Here is a 17,089-nt window from a genome sequence, read left to right on the forward strand (position 1 = left end):
CGGTGATACGAAATATTTCACCGCGTCCGCGCATATTCTTTCTTCGCGTCTGTCCTAAAGTTACAACTTATTTGCTTTCCTGCATGTTTCTAACTAGTTTAGTCACTAGCTTTCTGGGAGTAAATCTTACGGATTCAGCGAGGAGCTTATTTTTAATTCCAGGAACAACAACAGTTTTGTTTTCCAATAGACCACGATAGCCGAGATCGGCTACCGTTTCCGCAGTCATAATCTTTTGACCGCTTACCAGCTTTGAGTCTTCCATTGCGGCTCTTTGTTGAAAACCAGATTCTGTAGGCCCTGGACAAAGCGCCGTCACAGAAACACCTGTACCTTCTAATTCATTAGCGATCGCTTCTGTAAACGACAAGACATAGGCTTTACTAGCGTAGTATACTGCCATCAGCGGACCTGGTTGAAAAGAAGCAGTCGAAGCCACGTTTAATATTTTTCCAGACCCCCGCTTAACCATACCCTTGAGGAATAACTTGGTTAAATGTGTGAGACATAAAATATTGACCTGTAGCAATTGCAGTTCAGCATTCAGGTCAATTTCGTGAAATAATCCGTAGGTAGCAAATCCAGCATTGTTAATCAGCACATCAACTCTGATAGATGCTTTTTCTAACTCAGTGAAAATTTCTTCTGGGGCTGATGGGTTAGATAAATCCTTGGAAATAACTTTGGCATCAATACCAAATTTATTTTTAAATTCATCGGCGATTTTATTTAGCTTGTCTACACTTCTAGCTACCAACACCAGATTGTAACCATCCTGAGCAAATAACTTTGCGAATTCATAACCGATGCCGCCAGATGCACCAGTAATAAGAGCCGTTTGTTTGCGATTACTCTGCATAATTTTTCCTTTCTTAACAGCCTGAAAACAAATGAATCATTAGTTATTAGTCATTAGTAACCTAACGCTCTTTAACCTTGATTATTCTCTCATCATAATAATTAAAAAGTGTTAATTAACCACAACTAATCACTGACTACAGAACAACAAGCAGTATTTTGCTAAACAAATATTAAAATTTACATCACTTTTTCTCTGGTACAAGCTCAAAGAAACCACCCATAGGAATGTAGTCCTTTCCCCAAGATATTAACCCCCAAATAGCAAATCCAAACTACAACAAAGCCGATTGCCGCTAAAATTGCCGGACGACGCCCTTGCCAACTACGAGTAATCCTGGCGTGGAGGTAGGCAGCAAAAACTAGCCAAGTGATTAGCGCCCAAGTTTCTTTTGGGTCCCAACTCCAGTAAGAACCCCAAGCTTCGTTTGCCCATACTCCACCAGCAATAATGCCAATGGTCAGGAGCGGAAAACCCAGCCCAATAACACGGTAGCTGATATTGTCAAGAGTTTCTGCAAGGCTAAGACGCTGTGGTGAAAGAGGTTGAGAATTAAGGATTGGGGATGTTTTGACTTTATCCAAAACTGCGGTTGTACTGCTGCTGGCTGCAAAAACAGCTACTTCTGGTTGAACAACTAGCGTGGGAGATTTATGCAAGCGGTATCCCCCAGTGCCTACGGAACTACCTTGTAGTTGGATATTTTGACCGCGAGTCACAATTAAAAAGGCGATCGCTAGCAGCGAACCAACCATCAACGCTGCATAACTGAGCATCATCACGCTCACGTGCATCATTAGCCAATTGGACTTGAGCGCAGGTACTAAAGGTTCTGCCTGCTGCATTGAAGAGGGCAAAGTTAGAGTTGCAAAAGCAGTAATGCTCATTGCTACAGGTGCTGTAACTACTCCCACAAGATGACTAGCACTCCTATTTTCGGCAATTAGATGGATAGTTGTAATCCCCCAAGTTAAGAAAAATAGAGATTCATAAAGATTGCTCAAAGGAAAGTAGCCTGCTTCTAGCCATCGCGCCCCAAGTAGTGTTGCAATAGACAAATTAGCGATCGCCATCCCAGCTGTTCCTAAAATCCATAGATAAGGTATGTCCTTAAAAGCTGTCCCCACCCAGTACAGCAGCATGGTAACAAATAGAACGGCAAACGCCCCATTATCCAACCAGTTTTCTAATCTGACTAAATCCATTGAATTTGTACCTCAATATTTTGCAGCAATTTAGTAGTCCACCAAAGCAACTTTGCTAGGTATCCAAAAATTTAACAAAGCGAAAAAACCTTTCTCTACTCCCTATTCCCTACTATCACTCCTCAAAGTTGGCTTGAGTGACTACTACTTAACAATCACATTTATTGCCATTTGGAGATTTCCAAGCGAACTGCCGCATTTGTTCCTAAGACTTTTTGCCCACGTTCAGGTAGGGGAACATCTGCAACATATACATCTGAACTGGATTCTCGATTGGGATTTAAGTTCGTTACTGGCTCTTTTTGATCGGAATTCCAGCTATATGCAGCTTTGTATGTGCTATTTAATTCGGCAACATCAGTAATTAGATAGTCAGACCACAGGGGTACTTGGTCGAGATGACTCTCACCTAACCAATTTGTCTGTTGTTTTGTGAAAGAATGCAGTGCTAAACGCAGGGCATATCTACAGACATTATTATCACTGGCTGAGTTTCTTGGGATTAAAAAGGCTGTAAATAGGGGAATGGGTTTATCTGTTCTGGTTAACTCTTGTGTAATTGGGCAATAATGAGCGATCGCCTGCTCATATATCGGAATAGGAAGACCACGCAAAGCAACCCTAGTTTCCAGTTGATAAAAATTATTATCTAGATCTGTTAACTGGATATTGCTAAGAGACAGTTTCACCTGAATATCACCAAACAAAAAGCGTTGCAGGTTTTGATAACCTTCTTCGGAGTTCACTATGCCATAACGCCCACTATGAGAGCGGTGAACATAGGCCCGATGAGATCCTGTGATGTAAGCTCTATCGATCTGAACTAGACCATCACTTTTCACCCCCACAGTCTTGCGTGAAAGACCAAAAGCTTCTTCATAATCATGTGCATTAGTGCCGATCAGAGAAAAAACACGGTTTGGCGAAAATGCATTCTCTAGGCTTTGTAGTTTTTCTAGCTGAAAGCCCTTGGGTAACTCATCCTTTGGCTGGATACCAGGTGTTAAATACTGGTACATCCGCTGGGGGCCAAAGTCATCAGAATTATTCAATTGGAACCTGTCCCTCAGGTTTTCAAGCAAGCCACTCCCGACCTCAAAATAAATGCCACCATGAGGTGTAGCGTAGGTAAATAACTTGTCAATGTGATCGGCAGCTTGCTTGCGTTCTTCTGGATAAATCTTTTGAATCAAGCTGCGACAAACAAGGCCTCCCATCGAGTGGGCGACAAGATAAACTTTGCTTGCACCCGTCGTTTGCTTGACATTCTGGATCAGGTCTCTTAAACCCTGAGCTAGCTGCTCCATCTCCTGTCGAACTACACTTGAAGATCCATAACTAGGTGTAGTTAGATCATAAAATCGGTAGACCCAAATAGTTTTATGAAGTTGGCCAGACAATCTATTAATCTGATTGCTCACATTCTGATTGTCAACAATCGGTTGATAACCATGATCGGTCATTAGCCGCAGTAATGGACTCTCGAAAAAAAACTTCTGGGGATTTTCTTTCTCATCCACTCGAATATGAGTTGAACCACTATTGAAGCCATAAAACGGATCATCAACCGTTTGCTCAACGTCTTTTTGTGTACCTGCATATCCACGAACGAAGATGATCGGTAAATACTGCATATATATCCTCACTATTTAATTTAAGTATTTTTGCTCGTTCCTAGATTTAATCTGGAAACGAGTGCTTGTAATGCAGAGCATCCAGACAAGTTGTCTTAAAACCAAATAAATACGCTTGGGTTAGGGCATGATCCTCCCTAACCCTCCTTATTAAGCCCCCCTTTTAAAGGGGGGTTGGGGGGATCTTCCGGGGCCAAATATCATGAACCCAAGCATATTGGTCTTAGAACATTTTCACGAACTCAATTAAGGCTTTCTTGTCTTCATCTGGCAGATTTGAGCCAAAATAATGACCTTCATCTTCCACAAAATCAGGAGATTTGTTGGCTCTTAAAAGCACGCGTGCCAACTTACCCTTAATTCCACCCCCCGGTTTCAAGTCTTGAAAAAGGCTGCTGAGATTGAGAGATGTAATCGCCTCTCTAATATTGATGCTTGCCAGCAAATTCACAGGCGTACCTTTAGGAACAGGAAGTTTAAATCTCGGATTCGGATCCCCTGGGGGAAGCTCTAATTTGGTATCTCGATCTGTCCTGCTGATAATTCCCTCACGCTTTTCAGGCGACAGCAGCTTTTCCATAGCATCCGTATAGGCTTCTACACGTCCTTTCACTGAAGGATCTTCGTTGTACAGTCCTAGTGTATTGTTGTGAAGAAGTGGTGCTGTTGCCCAAATACTTACTAGCGAAGGTGTACGGTAATATCCCAAACCGCCGTCCGGTATCTTAAATTCGATCGGTTTTTTCTCATCCAAAGGGTTGTACAGCGTCAAAGTACCTGGTGACGGTAGTTCTTTGTAGGTCTTCGACGAGAACTGATCCCAAATATGCCCCTTGGTAGCATTTGTCCCCAACGATCGCGCCGCATTAGTACCAATTAGTGTCACCGGATAACGCTGGTCATCAGACAAGAAGTTGTGGTCGAGAAAATTACTACTGAGTACAGACTCTTCGTACCATTTCTGAGCCTGTTCGGGGTCAGCAGCAATCTCAGCAGGTGGCTTTTTGCTGGAATGGCAACTAGCACAAGTGCTGGCAAAAGCAAGCTTGCCACGTTTGAGAACTTCCTCGTCTTTAGTTAAGAACTCTTCACCACCCGGTGCATCTTTCAGGTGCATCGGCTTGATGCTTTTTAAGAATGCTTCTGCATCAGCCATGCGTGCTTCTGTCTGTCTCCAGCCTTCGCAGTCCTTCCGCGCCTTTTCGATATCAAAAGGTTTTTGGGGAGTTCTGCCTAATAAAGGCTCATGAAGACTTGTCCAGTAATCGCCGCACATCCCAATGTTGACGTAGACGCGTAGTGAGGCAATTGGTACTCCTGTAGAGTCCGCGCCATCCTTGAGAATATGATTAACATCCTTGGTTGAACCATCGTTCATCACCTCTGGATATTTGGGGCGATCGCCTAAATTAAAAATGGCATTAATCGCATTCGGATTGTTGATGTGATCGGTGGCAATCCGTGAAGTATCAGAAGTCCCGGGTTTCTGAGAGTTAAGTACTTGCTTAATAAAACTATTGTCCGCAACACTGGTGTCAAAGAATTTGTTTTCCTTGATGTACTGATTACCCAATGCTGGTACGAGGTTTTCCCATCTTGGGTGTTCCTTGTCTTTGGGTGGGTTGAGGGGATCTAACGCTACGTGACAGATAGCACAAGACTGCCCGATCAAGTAGGGAGGCTCGATTTGTGAGTTTTTGGCATATTCAACAGGATTCCATTTTGCCCGGTCAAAGTTGGGGTTGGGGAACTTACGCAACCCAATAACACCAGTAGAGAGCGGGTCTTTACATTTATCTAGCTGCAATCCGTATTCATCTTTTGATGTCGATTTTTCACATCCAGGATCGTTAATTGCGCCATAGAGCTTGAATCGCTGATCATGCTTATCCGAATCAATCAGCTTTAGCAGATCAGCACCGCCACGCGTTCGCTTCGCTAAATCACGATAGTACTTGTCATTACCGCCAGTCCATAAGTACCAGGTGCAACGACCCCGTTTCTCGGCATCTGTCAAATTCTCCTTTGTGTACTCTGGGAGATAACCGATACCCTCACAGTTATCAGGGTATTCGGATGCACCCGTATCAGAGTACTCAGTACTTATGGGTGCAGATGTTTCACTATACTCATCACCTAGAGCTGTAGGCGTTCCATAAAAGTCGCAGACTATAAACATAGTCACGAACAGGAGGAGCAGACAGCCCTTAAAAATTAGACTTGTCTTTTTCATAAAACTCTCTGGTTGTAACACCTAAATCTTCTTCACAGCACCTCACGTTTGCAGAGGTACACTAATGCTCCATCATCGTTATCCCATTTTCCGGATTTAGCCTTGGGATATTTTTGATGATTTAAAATGTACCTTACTTTCGTTATATATGAACTTACTACACAAGTTTGCAAAACTTCATCATCAAATTTTATACATTTCTAAATCAAAAATTTAAAAAATTGTAAACTTACAATAGCCTTCAATAACCAATTTGCTATGGTTATATCCATTCCCTACGTACTTGCTTAAGTTTGTAACAAATTGTTAGTAGCTTCTATTAAGGTTGCTTTAACATAAGAGAAAATAAAAGACCAAAATTTTCGCTTTTTTTAAGAATTGCTCTGTGAGTCATGTAGGTTTATAAATTGCAAAAGTCTTTGTATACAGCACTTCCCGCTATTGTGAGGTACATATTTAGTACTGAAACGGTCGAAAAAAAGTGAGTGTGGACGGGGAAAGACTGTACTTCATAACAGCAGGAACCGCTGTAACTGTAAAAACCAATAAGGATAAACATCCATGCTGAAATTTGGTAGGCAAATCTAGGTAACAAAAACTTAATACTTAGCGATCACATCCGAAATCCTGCATTGTGGATTTGTAGACATAAACAATTGCCCTCCCAGAGACACTAGAAATAACAGTTCTCTGGCGAGGTGATTCGTGCTACGAAGAATTCACCAAGCCGAATCCTATTGCCAAAACAACACGAAAAATAGAGGAACACATGGAAAACGATATTATCTTTGAACCATTGAGATTCCGTAATCTCACAGTTAAAAATCGGATATTTCGCTCTAGCATTTCTGGAAGGTGGGATAACTATGATGGTTCAGGTACCCAAGCCCGAATCAACTGGGAAGAAAAGTTTGCTCGTGGTGGTGTAGGGGCTATTATTACTTCCTTTGTCCCAGTCGCCATCCGGGGCAGAATTATGCCCAATTACGCCACCATTCACTGTGATGAGCGCATTCCTTTTTGGCGAAAAGTAGGAGAAAAAGTCCACGAATATGATTGTAAATTTATCTTGCAATTAAGCCATTCTGGGCGACAGCAGGACATTGGCGGTATAGAAAACTCAGGAAAAAAAGCGTTAAGTTCCACCAGCCAAACTGAGCCATTCCACGGATTTCTGTGTCAGGCGATGACACTAGCAGAGATTAAAGAAACAATCCAATACTTTGCCGATGGTGCTAGACGTGCCCGTGAAGCAGGGTTAGATGGGGTAGAATTGCACAGTGCGAATGGATATCTTTTTAACCAATTTCTCAGTTCTGGAATTAATGACCGTCAAGATGAATACGGTGGTTCATTAGAGAATCGAGCGCGGTTTTTGCTAGATGTAATTAGAGCAATCCGCAAAGAAGTAGGCAACGACTTTCACCTGCAATTCAAAATTAGTGCTGTTGACTATAACAACGCCGTCACCTTTTGGGAAAAACCAGGTAATACCATCGAAGATTCCATCCAAGTTTGTAAATGGGCAGAAGAAGCTGGGGCTGATGGCGTGCATGTGTCAACTGGTAGCTTGTTTCCTCACCCACTCAATCCCATTGGTGATTTTAATTTTGATGTCATTACTAAAAGTTATGACTCCATGTTGTCGAGTGGCGTTGAAACCACACGCAACTACATTTTATTCCGCAAAGCATTTTTGCATCCTATTTTCAATCTTTTATGGAATCGAGTGAAAAAGCAATTGCCTCCTCAAGCATTTAGTGGTTATGATGTAAAAGATCCCAAAATCAAGCAGTTACTGGCAGAGAACCAAGGCAGAAACTTGCTGGATGCCAGAGAAATTAAAAAGCACGTTAATATTCCCGTATTGTGTACTGGTGGTTTACAGCAGGCTTCTTATATTCGTCAGGCAATTAATGATCATTATTGCGATGGCGTCACAATGGCTCGGACCTTAATTGCTAACAATGACTTAGTTAAATCTTTTAAAACAGGTAAAGACCTGGCAGATAAACCCTGTACCTATTGCAATAAATGCCTGCTGAATGTAATTGAAAACCCCTTAGGTTGTTACGAGCAGGATCGCTTCAATAGCTATGAAGAGATGATGGAAGAAGTAATGTCAGTCTTTCATCAAACTGAGTTGGCAAAATTATCTAGATAAAAAAGCGATGCGGATCACATTGACAATTTCGCTTACAGATAATCTCGACAATATAGGGAGTGTTTCATGACTGAACAAACAAACCCTACGCTACTCCCGATCTCAATCAAGGGAGTCTTGCAGCGAATTTGGGTTGTGATTGTGGGTGTTGTAGCAGTAGCAGTATTTTTGCTTTGGCCTGTTTTGTCTAACTCCCCAGTAGATTTTGCTGACATTGAAAACCACTTTAAATATGGTTCAATCGGCAGCGAACCTATCAATGGCATCCCTTACTGGATTTGGAAAGTTTTACCAGAACTATTCCCAGATAAATTACCTGGAAAAGATTATACTTCTCTGGGATTTATCAAAGAACCTGATAAAGATTTGCCTGTAGGTTTTTCGCAACGGAGAGTCTTTATCGATCGCATTGGGTTGAATTGTGCTGTATGTCATACAGGAACACTGCGAAATACCCCTAATAGCGAACATCAAGTGATTACAGCCATGCCTGCTAATGTGCTGAATTTGCAGGGATATATCAAGTTTTTATCAGCAGTTGGTCTGGATGAGCGCTTTACTGCTAACCGGATGTTGCCAGAAATTGAAAAAATCAGTGGTGGTCTTAATCCCATTGAAAAATTACTTTATCGCTTCATTGCAATTCCCCAAACTAGAGATGCACTAATTAATCAGGCATATCGACTTAAGTTTGTTGAAAAACAACCAGATTGGGGCCCAGGAAGAGTAGACACTTTTAATCCTTATAAAGCAATTCAATTCCATTTCCCAATGGATAAATTGCATCAGGATGAACTGATTGGTACTTCTGATTTTCCTTCAGTTTGGAATCAAAAACCCCGCGATGGATTGCAGTTGCATTGGGATGGTAATAACACTTCCGTTGATGAACGTAATAAGAGTGCAGCTTTAGGGACTGGAGTCACACCCACAACGATTGATTTGCCTCGAATTAATCGAATTGCCGATTGGCTTTGGAAACTACCACCACCAAAATATCCTTATGAAGTTAACGAAACTTTAGCGGCCACAGGAAAACCACTTTTTGAAAGCAATTGCGCTAGTTGTCACGCTTTTGGTGGTGCGTATACAGGCAAAGTTGTACCAATTCAAGAAATTGGTACAGATCGGCATCGCCTAGATTCATTTACTTATGAAACTATCTCTAACCAAAATACCCTGTATGCAGGTTATCCCTGGCGCTTTAAGAATTTCCGCAAGACTAATGGCTATGCAAATATGCCCCTTGATGGTGTTTGGTTACGCAGTCCTTATTTGCACAATGGTTCAGTCCCTACCCTACGGGATTTACTAGAAAAACCAGAGAACAGACCACAAGAATTTTATCGGGGCTACGACGTTATCGATAGAGAAAAAGGTGGTTTTGTCTCTGATGTTGCCGAAGAAAATGGTGAAAAGTACTTCAAGTTTGATACAAAACTTGATGGTAACAGCAACAGTGGTCACTTATACGGTGTTGATCTTTCCCCAGAAGAGAAAGATGCAATTGTTGAGTACATGAAGAAACTTTGAAGGACACTTTAGCAAGGAGAAACCTAAGTTTATGGCAATACTTAAGTCAAAATTAGGGAAAATAATCACCTCAATTGCTGTAGTTATTGTCCTGATTTTTGGGGTTGTGGGTTACGTGGGATGGTACAACCTTTTCCGCGAAGTTCCTAGCGAAGTTTATGAGTTACCGGAGGATCATTTTAAATATGGTTCTATTGGTACAGAACAGGCGCAAGGTGTACCGTATTGGATTTGGTTAGTATTGCCGCGCATATTTCCCGATAAGCTACCAGGCCCAGGTGGTTATACTTCTTTGGGAATTACATGGGAAGAAGGTAAAGAGCTACCAGTCGGTTTTGCTAAAAAAACAATTGGGTTTCCTAGAGTTGGGATAACTTGTGCTGTTTGTCATCATGCTACCTATCGAGAAAACATCAAAGATAAGCCAACAATCATTACAGCTGGGCCTGCGAATAAATTTGATTCTCAAGGCTATGTCCGCTTTCTCAGTAATGCTGCTAGCGACCCCAGATTTGAACCTGACTATATCCTTGATGAAATCAAATATAGCCATGAGTTTCCCTGGTGGGAAAACCTGCTTTATCGCTTTGTAATTATTCCCCAAACAAAGAAAGGGCTGCTGCAACAAAAAGCAGACTTTGCTTGGACTGATTCTCGTCCCAATTGGGGGCCAGGTAGAATTGACCCGTTTAACCCTGTGAAGTTCACTACCTTAAAGTTGCCTAAAGATGACACCATTGGTAACTCAGATATGATGCCTCTGTGGAATGAAAAGCAACACCAAAACTTTGCCTTGCATTGGGATGGTTTAGAAACTTCGCTGCGAGAAACGGTGCAGACTGGCGCTATTGGTGACGGTGCAACTAAAGAGTCTCTACCAGTAGAGGATCTCCAACGGGTAGAAGATTATATTTCGGAACTACCGCCTCCAAAATATCCGTTTGCAGTTGATAAGCAACTAGCTACACAAGGAAAAGAGATTTTTAGCAGTACTTGTGCATCTTGTCATGCATTTGGCGGTGAAAGGACTGGTAAGGTGATTCCTATTGATGAAGTGGGAACTGACCGCCACCGTCTAGATATGTGGACGCAGCAAGCAGCAGATACTTACAACAAATTTGGTGATGGTTACTCTTGGGACTTCAACGAGTTGCGGAAGACCAATGGTTATGTATCTGTCTCCCTTGATGGTCTTTGGTTAAGAGCGCCTTATCTCCATAACGGTTCGGTGCCATCCCTACAAGACTTGTTAGAAAAACCAGAGAATCGTCCCCAATCTTTTTACCGAGGATTTGATGTCTATGACCAAAACAAAGTTGGCTTTATTTCCGAAGGAGAACAAGCGCAACGTGTAGGTTTTAAATATGACATTAGCGTTCCTGGCAATAGTAACCAAGGACATCTTTATGGCACTGATTTACTCGCCAAAGATAAACAAGCATTAGTCGAATATCTCAAAACTTTATAACCAAGCTATGAACAAATATGCTGTTTGGTTTCGCCGCATTGTCTGGCTAGGCGTTATCCAAGACTGGGCGATCGGCTTACCGGCGATCTTTGCACCGAATTGGTTGCTGGAATTACTCCACCAAAGACCTACCCAAGACCCGGTATGGACTTCCTTTGCTGGCTTGCTAGTTGTTCTGCTGTCGCTGTTCTACATTCCTGGAGCAAATGACCCGTACCGCTACACTCCCAACGCCGTATTAGCGACCCTTTCCCGACCGCCTGGAGTCATCTTCTTTTTCTTTATTTACCCCAACATTTATCCTGCCTTCGGGATTATTGACTTAGTTTTGTGCTTATTCCAAATCCCATTGTTGATATTAACTATGCTCAACAAACCTCAAGCTTCCACCCCGGATAAAGATGTTTTCGAGTATGACGGGTCTACCCACAACGAAGTCAAAGAAGTTGGTTTCAGTGGGTCATATAGTGAACCACTGCCTTATCACGAGGGTCTGGGACTAACAAAGTTCTTACAGTTTCTCAACGATTCGGCGCGGAATATGTTCGATAAACGGGATATCCGCCCTTATTACGACAAGTTAATTCATGCCAATGGTGTTTGTTACTCAGGCATTTGGCGAATTACTGAGAATTCCCCTTATACAGGCTACTTTGCTAAGGGTTCAGAAGGTTTAGTGTTTGCCCGCCTTTCGGTTGCTGGTGCTGGAATTAAGCGGGGCGATCGCCGGGCCTTTGGAATTGCAGGTAAGGTTTATCCTACCCTCAACCCTAACGAGAAAGTAAAACCAGGCAATTTTGTTAGCGTCGATTATCTGACAGGCATCAAGACGAAGCATATTACTGATACCGAGTTAACTAACTTTCCCTCTGTTGGGTTAGATATTGGAGCTAACTTAGTCAATCGGATCATTTTCCGACTGATGGACAAAAGACCAGGGTTTCGTCAGCTATTCCCGATCTCAACCCTTGGTTTAGCACCAGGAAGCAAAGTTGTTACCCCAGACCAATTTATGCTGAGGGTAACCGAAGGCACAGCCAAGATAGATGCAGAAGACTTCCGCGATGAATTACGGTTGGGAAAGTATCCTGACCACAAATTGGTTTATATCATCAACGTCAAAAACTTCAATGAAAAAGAGTGGACGAAGTTGGGTGTGATTGAATTCAATGACTATGCCATCTGTGAGGGTTGCGATAAACGGATACACTTTTGGATTCCCCGCGACATCCCAGTACCAGAAAGAGATAACCTTGCCCGTCCAGCAGACCCTGTAGTGATTAAGTAAATCGTATGAGCCAGCAATTTGATGTCATCGTTATCGGTAGCGGCTTTGGTGGGTCAGTAGTTACCTGCCGTTTGGCTGAGTCAGGAGCGCGGGTTTTGGTGTTGGAACGCGGTCGGCGTTGGACTAAAGACCAATACCCACGTCAAGCGAAAGATGCCTGGATTTATGAACACACCCAGCCGCAAAAACATAATGGCTGGCTCGATTTACGTTTTTTCAAGGGGATGGCTGTTGCTCAGGGGGCGGGGGTTGGTGGCGGTTCTCTGTGCTATTCCAGCGTGGTTTTGGAGGCGAATCCAACGCGATTTGAGCAGGGCTGGCCATCGGAAATTACTTATAGTGAATTGCTGCCTTATTACGATCGCGTGCGGAAAATGATGGGTGTGCATCCCATACCGCCAGGGCAGCATACCCAACGGGCAAAATTGATGCAACAAGCGGCGCAAAAGGTGGGGTATGGCGATCGCTTCCAAAGTATGCCCCTAGCAATCTCCTTCGATCCAGACTGGAATTACCAACTGGAAGACCCATTGAATGAGAAGCACTCCCGGCAATTTGTCAATGGCCAAGGGCAGAAGCAAGGGACTTGTATCCATCTGGGTAATTGTGATTTGGGGTGTGATGTCCACGCCAAGAACACCCTCGATTTGAACTATATCCCCGCTGGGGAGAATAAAGGAGCAGAAGTGCGATCGCTCCACTTGGTACGGTACATTCAACCAGAAGACGGTGGCTATCGCGTCATCTTTGACCAGATCGAAGACGGCAAACTAATTCGTGGTGAAGAGAGAGGCAAAATAGTTGTCATTGCTGCTGGTTCCCTCGGTTCTAGTGAGTTGCTGTTACAAAGCCGCGATAAGTACCGCACTTTGCCCCAAATTAGTAGGCAACTCGGTAAAAATTGGAGTGCCAACGCTAACGTTCTTACCCCCGACTTCTACGGCAAAGATGTTGAGGTTAGGCAATCCATTGGCCCAACTATTACCGCAGGTATGGATTTTACTGACGGTAGTTTTGAGGGAGAAAGTTTTATTATTGAAGATGATGGCTTTCCCAATATGTTGCTTAATGCCATTAGCAGCAAACTGAATTCTGGCAAATTCAGCCTATTCGCTCTAGCTTTACGCAACCACTTGCAGCGTGGTCTGGACGAAAAGAACCCCTTAAGCAACGTTATGGTTTGGCTAGGTGCGGGTGTTGATGCTGCCGATGGGCAACTTTCTCTCGGTCGCAACTGGCTTAAACCTTGGGAAACAAACTTAAAACTTGACTGGAATATCCAGCGCTCAAAGGCTGCAATTGATGCCATCCTCAATCTACAAAAGCAACTTTCCCAAGCCAACGGCGGTAAACTTTACATTCCTTTGTACTGGTCAGTTCTCCGCAGTTTGTTGACAGTGCATCCCCTTGGAGGATGCAAAATGGGGACAACCGCTGAAGATGGCGTTGTCGATCACAAAGGAGAAGTCTTCGGCTACAAAAATCTTTACGTCGCTGACGGGGCAATTTTACCTCAAGCTGTTGGGCGCAATCCTTCCATGACCATCGCTGCTTTAGCAGAACGGGTGGCTCATCTAATGGTGAGCAACTGACATGTTGGTTAAATTAGGATTTCAAGAGAACCACAAAAATGCTTCGCACCAACTTTTTAGGGATAGTTCCACTAGTTTGTTCATTGGTCAGTTTGGCGGTGGTTACTACTCCAGCGATCGCCCAAACTACGTACCCTTTTACCACTAGCTATGAAACAAATACTAGTGACATACCTACTGATATACCGGGGATTCTCAAATTGATTTTTCAAGCCACAAGTACTGATGCCCCCTATGGTTTGACTAACACTAACAGCCTCGCCTACGCCAAAATTGATCTGAATACTGGCGCAGGAATATTTGGCACAGATCCAACCGCATTGGGTGCGCCCAACTTACCAAAAGGATTTTTTACACTACAGGGCAGTGGCAACAATAAGTTTTTTGGTGAGGTGAGCGGCACTAGTTTACTAGACCCCACTACCCTAATCAACACTTTATCTGGTAATGTCACCATCACCGGCGGGGAAGGAATATTTCAGGGTGCTATCGGCAATCTCACGCTGTCAGCAACCGAAACCTTCAGCCCTGATTTTAGCAGCTCCAAAGGTCAGTTTTCAGTCAATGGCTCGATTGTTACTAGTGCCCCTACTACCGTTTCAGAGCCTACTTTTGGATTCAGTCTATTAGCCTTTGGTGCTTTAGGTGCAGGCTATTTCCTCAAGCGCAAACTAAATTGAAGAAAGAGAGTTGGGAGAAATAAGATGGGGATTCATATCATGTCCGGATAATTGCTTACGATAGAAGTATTGAGTGCAAAGATGAATAATGCCGAAACGAATTAGTGTAGCTACACATCTAAGTATTGAAGAGCTAGAACAACGTTACCGTCAAGCTAAAGATGGGATATAAAGCCGTCAGTATCAAATTATTTGGTTAGTGGCACAAGGGAAAAAAACAGAAGAAGTGGAGGAAATAACTGGCTACAGCAGAACATGGATATACGAACCTATCCCACTATTCTAAAAATCCCTAATTCTTGTCGTCACATGGGCTTGAAAAGCTTGATTTTTCGTTTGTGGTGATCAATCAGCTTCTGCTTTGGAGCATAAATATGATTAGTGGGATAGGCTCACGCATTGGTAAAAAGATACAACTATTCAGGGGTGGAAAGGTTATGCGATGCCTTCGGCGGGCTTTGCCTACGCAGACAGTTAAACCAAGGTAAACAGCCGCTAGTAGATGATATCCAGCAGGCACAGTTATGGCAGGTGTTGCAAGAAAACGCACCAGATGGAAAATTCTGGAACGGAAGAAAGGTGGCAGATTGCTTAACTGAAGCGACTGGAACTGATATTAGCCGACAGCGGGGATGGGAAATACTACGGCAGATGACTTTTAGACTCAGAGTACCCCGCCCATCTCACACAAAAAGTGATTATTTTGAGCAAGAAGCCTGGAAAAAAAACTCGCAACAGAAGTAGAACAAATCCAAACTACCTATCCGGATGCAGAAGTTCAGTTGTGGTGTGAAGATGAACACCGACTAGGACTCAAACCTATTTTGCGAAGAGTTTATGTATCCGAAAGAGAAACACCAATCGCTGATGTCAATTGGCGGTTTAAATGGTTATGGCTGTATGCTTTTGTACATCCGAAAACCGGAGAAAGTTATTAATGGATTCTTCCTTACGTCAACACAGAATTGTTTAATCAAGTTTTGGCTGATTTTGCTCGTGAATTTGACTTGGGTGCGAATAAACACATTCTTTTAGCCATTAACCGCGCTGGGTGGCATACCAGCAAAAATTTAGAGATTCCTGAAGGACTACATCTAACATTTTTGCCGTCTCATTCACCTGAATTACAACCCGCAGAAAGGCTGTGGACTGTAATTGATGAACCAATTGCTAATCAATCTTTTAAGACACTCGATGATTTGGAGAATGTTTTATATCATCGCTGTCAATCTTTACTCCAGCAGCAAGATTTAATTCGCGGGCTAACTGGTTTTCATTGCTGGATGAAAATTGGGGTTTAATCGTAACTAATTACCCGGACATAATATCAGACTCCACCTGATACATAGCCAACAAATAAGATTTGTGGGGGCATAAAACCCTCTTTAGTTGCCAATAGACTTTTGGGATGGGTATACAACGTCTCCTTCGATCCCTGTCTCCCCATCCCAAGAGTCCTCTTTTGGTCAGGATTAGATGCGTTCTAGCCAATCTTTGACGTGAGAATATGACAAAATGCGCTCTTTGAGTGGACTAGTGCGAAGTATCTCATCTATTTGTGCAGCAATAGCTAGGTCCGCTATGGTCTGATGGTTTCCCGCTAACCAATCTTGCAGGCTGAGGATGGTATCGAGGTTTCCTAGATGGGTGAAAAACTTTTTTTCAACGCGGTTCTTGCCGATGCGACCAATTCCTTGAGCATTCAGTTGCCTTTCGTAGGTGTAGCGAGCTAGGGGAGCAAAGATTACTTGCTCAAACTTTGATCGTCCTTTACACAGTAAGCTGGTCGCTAGCTGGAGAGCATCTGGATAGCGGAAGCGAAAATATACTTCAAACCAGTACAATGATTCATCTGCCCAGTCTTCCCACAAATAGGCTTGTGCTAAATCTTTGCTGTCTGCGGGGTAAAGTGGATGTTCTGGGTGTCGGGCTTCCAAAAATTCTGCAATATCCGAGCTGTCTTGAACCTTCTCACCATCGTATTCGATCACGGGAAGCTTTCCCGCAGATGACAATCGTGAAGCTGCCACTGCCAGCAAACCGTTATAGTTGACGACAGAATAGGCAAGATGCTTGTGCTTGAGAATCTTACGAACCTTGTTACAAAAGGGAGAAACTTCCCACTGATGCAGAACGATTTTTGGCATCGCGCTCACCGATATTTTTGAATGTCGATAGACTTGAAAAACATTAACGCGATCATTGTTTGATGTTAACAGAGCAATAGTATCCTAGTAAACATACTGAGGGCTAGAGGAAAGATTGTCTAGATTTATCTACAAATTTTTACGCTTTTTTCTTGATTTAGGAAATTTTGACAATTTGACCTATGGCCGATTTCGATTGACTGAGCAATAATAGCCCATAAATGCACAAAGAGAGGTCAACCTTCTTGTTGATTATTCTGTAAGGGACTTCCAGTTAAAAAAACAT

11 protein-coding genes and 2 pseudogenes are annotated in these 17,089 nt (G+C 43.0%); 8 read left to right on the forward strand and 5 right to left on the reverse strand.

Annotation, left to right across the window (positions count from 1 at the left end; all coding sequences use genetic code 11):
* Window positions 1-67 precede the first annotated feature (67 nt).
* The 4 genes from V7K49_RS09540 to V7K49_RS09555 form a co-directional block, all read right to left on the reverse strand.
* Window positions 68-859 (reverse strand): SDR family NAD(P)-dependent oxidoreductase, encoded by a 792-nt coding sequence (locus V7K49_RS09540; protein WP_335205359.1) that lies wholly within the window; start codon window positions 857-859, stop codon window positions 68-70.
* 206 nt (window positions 860-1,065) lie between these two features.
* Window positions 1,066-2,064 (reverse strand): c-type cytochrome biogenesis protein CcsB, encoded by a 999-nt coding sequence (gene ccsB, locus V7K49_RS09545; protein WP_334866580.1) that lies wholly within the window; start codon window positions 2,062-2,064, stop codon window positions 1,066-1,068.
* A gap of 161 nt (window positions 2,065-2,225) precedes the next feature.
* The gene (locus V7K49_RS09550; protein WP_335205360.1) at window positions 2,226-3,698 is read right to left on the reverse strand and encodes a PGAP1-like alpha/beta domain-containing protein; all 1,473 of its coding nucleotides are present in this window, start codon (window positions 3,696-3,698) and stop codon (window positions 2,226-2,228) included.
* 223 nt (window positions 3,699-3,921) lie between these two features.
* Window positions 3,922-5,877, reverse strand: a complete 1,956-nt coding sequence (locus V7K49_RS09555; RefSeq protein ID WP_335205361.1) for a hypothetical protein — start codon at window positions 5,875-5,877, stop codon at window positions 3,922-3,924.
* A gap of 823 nt (window positions 5,878-6,700) precedes the next feature.
* On the opposite strand from V7K49_RS09555, the gene V7K49_RS09560 reads away from it, so the two are divergent.
* From V7K49_RS09560 to V7K49_RS09595, 8 genes and pseudogenes are all read left to right on the forward strand, one after another.
* Window positions 6,701-8,095, forward strand: a complete 1,395-nt coding sequence (locus tag V7K49_RS09560) for an NADH:flavin oxidoreductase (RefSeq protein WP_335205362.1) — start codon at window positions 6,701-6,703, stop codon at window positions 8,093-8,095.
* Window positions 8,096-8,161: 66 nt separating this feature from the next.
* On the forward strand, window positions 8,162-9,628 hold the full coding sequence (locus V7K49_RS09565; protein ID WP_335205363.1) for a cytochrome c: 1,467 nt from the start codon (window positions 8,162-8,164) through the stop codon (window positions 9,626-9,628).
* Window positions 9,629-9,659: 31 nt separating this feature from the next.
* On the forward strand, window positions 9,660-11,096 hold the full coding sequence (locus V7K49_RS09570; RefSeq protein WP_334866591.1) for a cytochrome c: 1,437 nt from the start codon (window positions 9,660-9,662) through the stop codon (window positions 11,094-11,096).
* 7 nt (window positions 11,097-11,103) lie between these two features.
* The gene (locus tag V7K49_RS09575) at window positions 11,104-12,384 is read left to right on the forward strand and encodes a hypothetical protein (protein ID WP_335205364.1); all 1,281 of its coding nucleotides are present in this window, start codon (window positions 11,104-11,106) and stop codon (window positions 12,382-12,384) included.
* 5 nt (window positions 12,385-12,389) lie between these two features.
* On the forward strand, window positions 12,390-13,976 hold the full coding sequence (locus V7K49_RS09580) for a GMC family oxidoreductase (RefSeq protein WP_334866595.1): 1,587 nt from the start codon (window positions 12,390-12,392) through the stop codon (window positions 13,974-13,976).
* Between the two features lie 38 nt (window positions 13,977-14,014).
* Window positions 14,015-14,656: a hypothetical protein gene (locus V7K49_RS09585; protein WP_335205365.1), complete on the forward strand. Its 642-nt coding sequence runs from the start codon at window positions 14,015-14,017 to the stop codon at window positions 14,654-14,656.
* Window positions 14,657-14,744: 88 nt separating this feature from the next.
* Window positions 14,745-14,924, forward strand: a pseudogene (locus V7K49_RS09590) (IS630 family transposase); the annotation flags it as partial.
* Between the two features lie 125 nt (window positions 14,925-15,049).
* Window positions 15,050-15,957 (forward strand): annotated as a pseudogene (locus tag V7K49_RS09595) (IS630 family transposase); the annotation flags it as partial.
* 171 nt (window positions 15,958-16,128) lie between these two features.
* On the opposite strand, the gene V7K49_RS09600 reads toward V7K49_RS09595, so the two are convergent.
* Window positions 16,129-16,803 carry a glutathione S-transferase family protein gene (locus V7K49_RS09600; RefSeq protein ID WP_335205366.1) on the reverse strand — a complete coding sequence of 225 codons (675 nt, stop codon included), beginning with the start codon at window positions 16,801-16,803 and terminating at the stop codon, window positions 16,129-16,131.
* Window positions 16,804-17,089 lie beyond the last annotated feature (286 nt).

The sequence above is a fragment of the Nostoc sp. genome (genome assembly GCF_036919675.1).
GTDB lineage: Bacteria > Cyanobacteriota > Cyanobacteriia > Cyanobacteriales > Nostocaceae > Nostoc.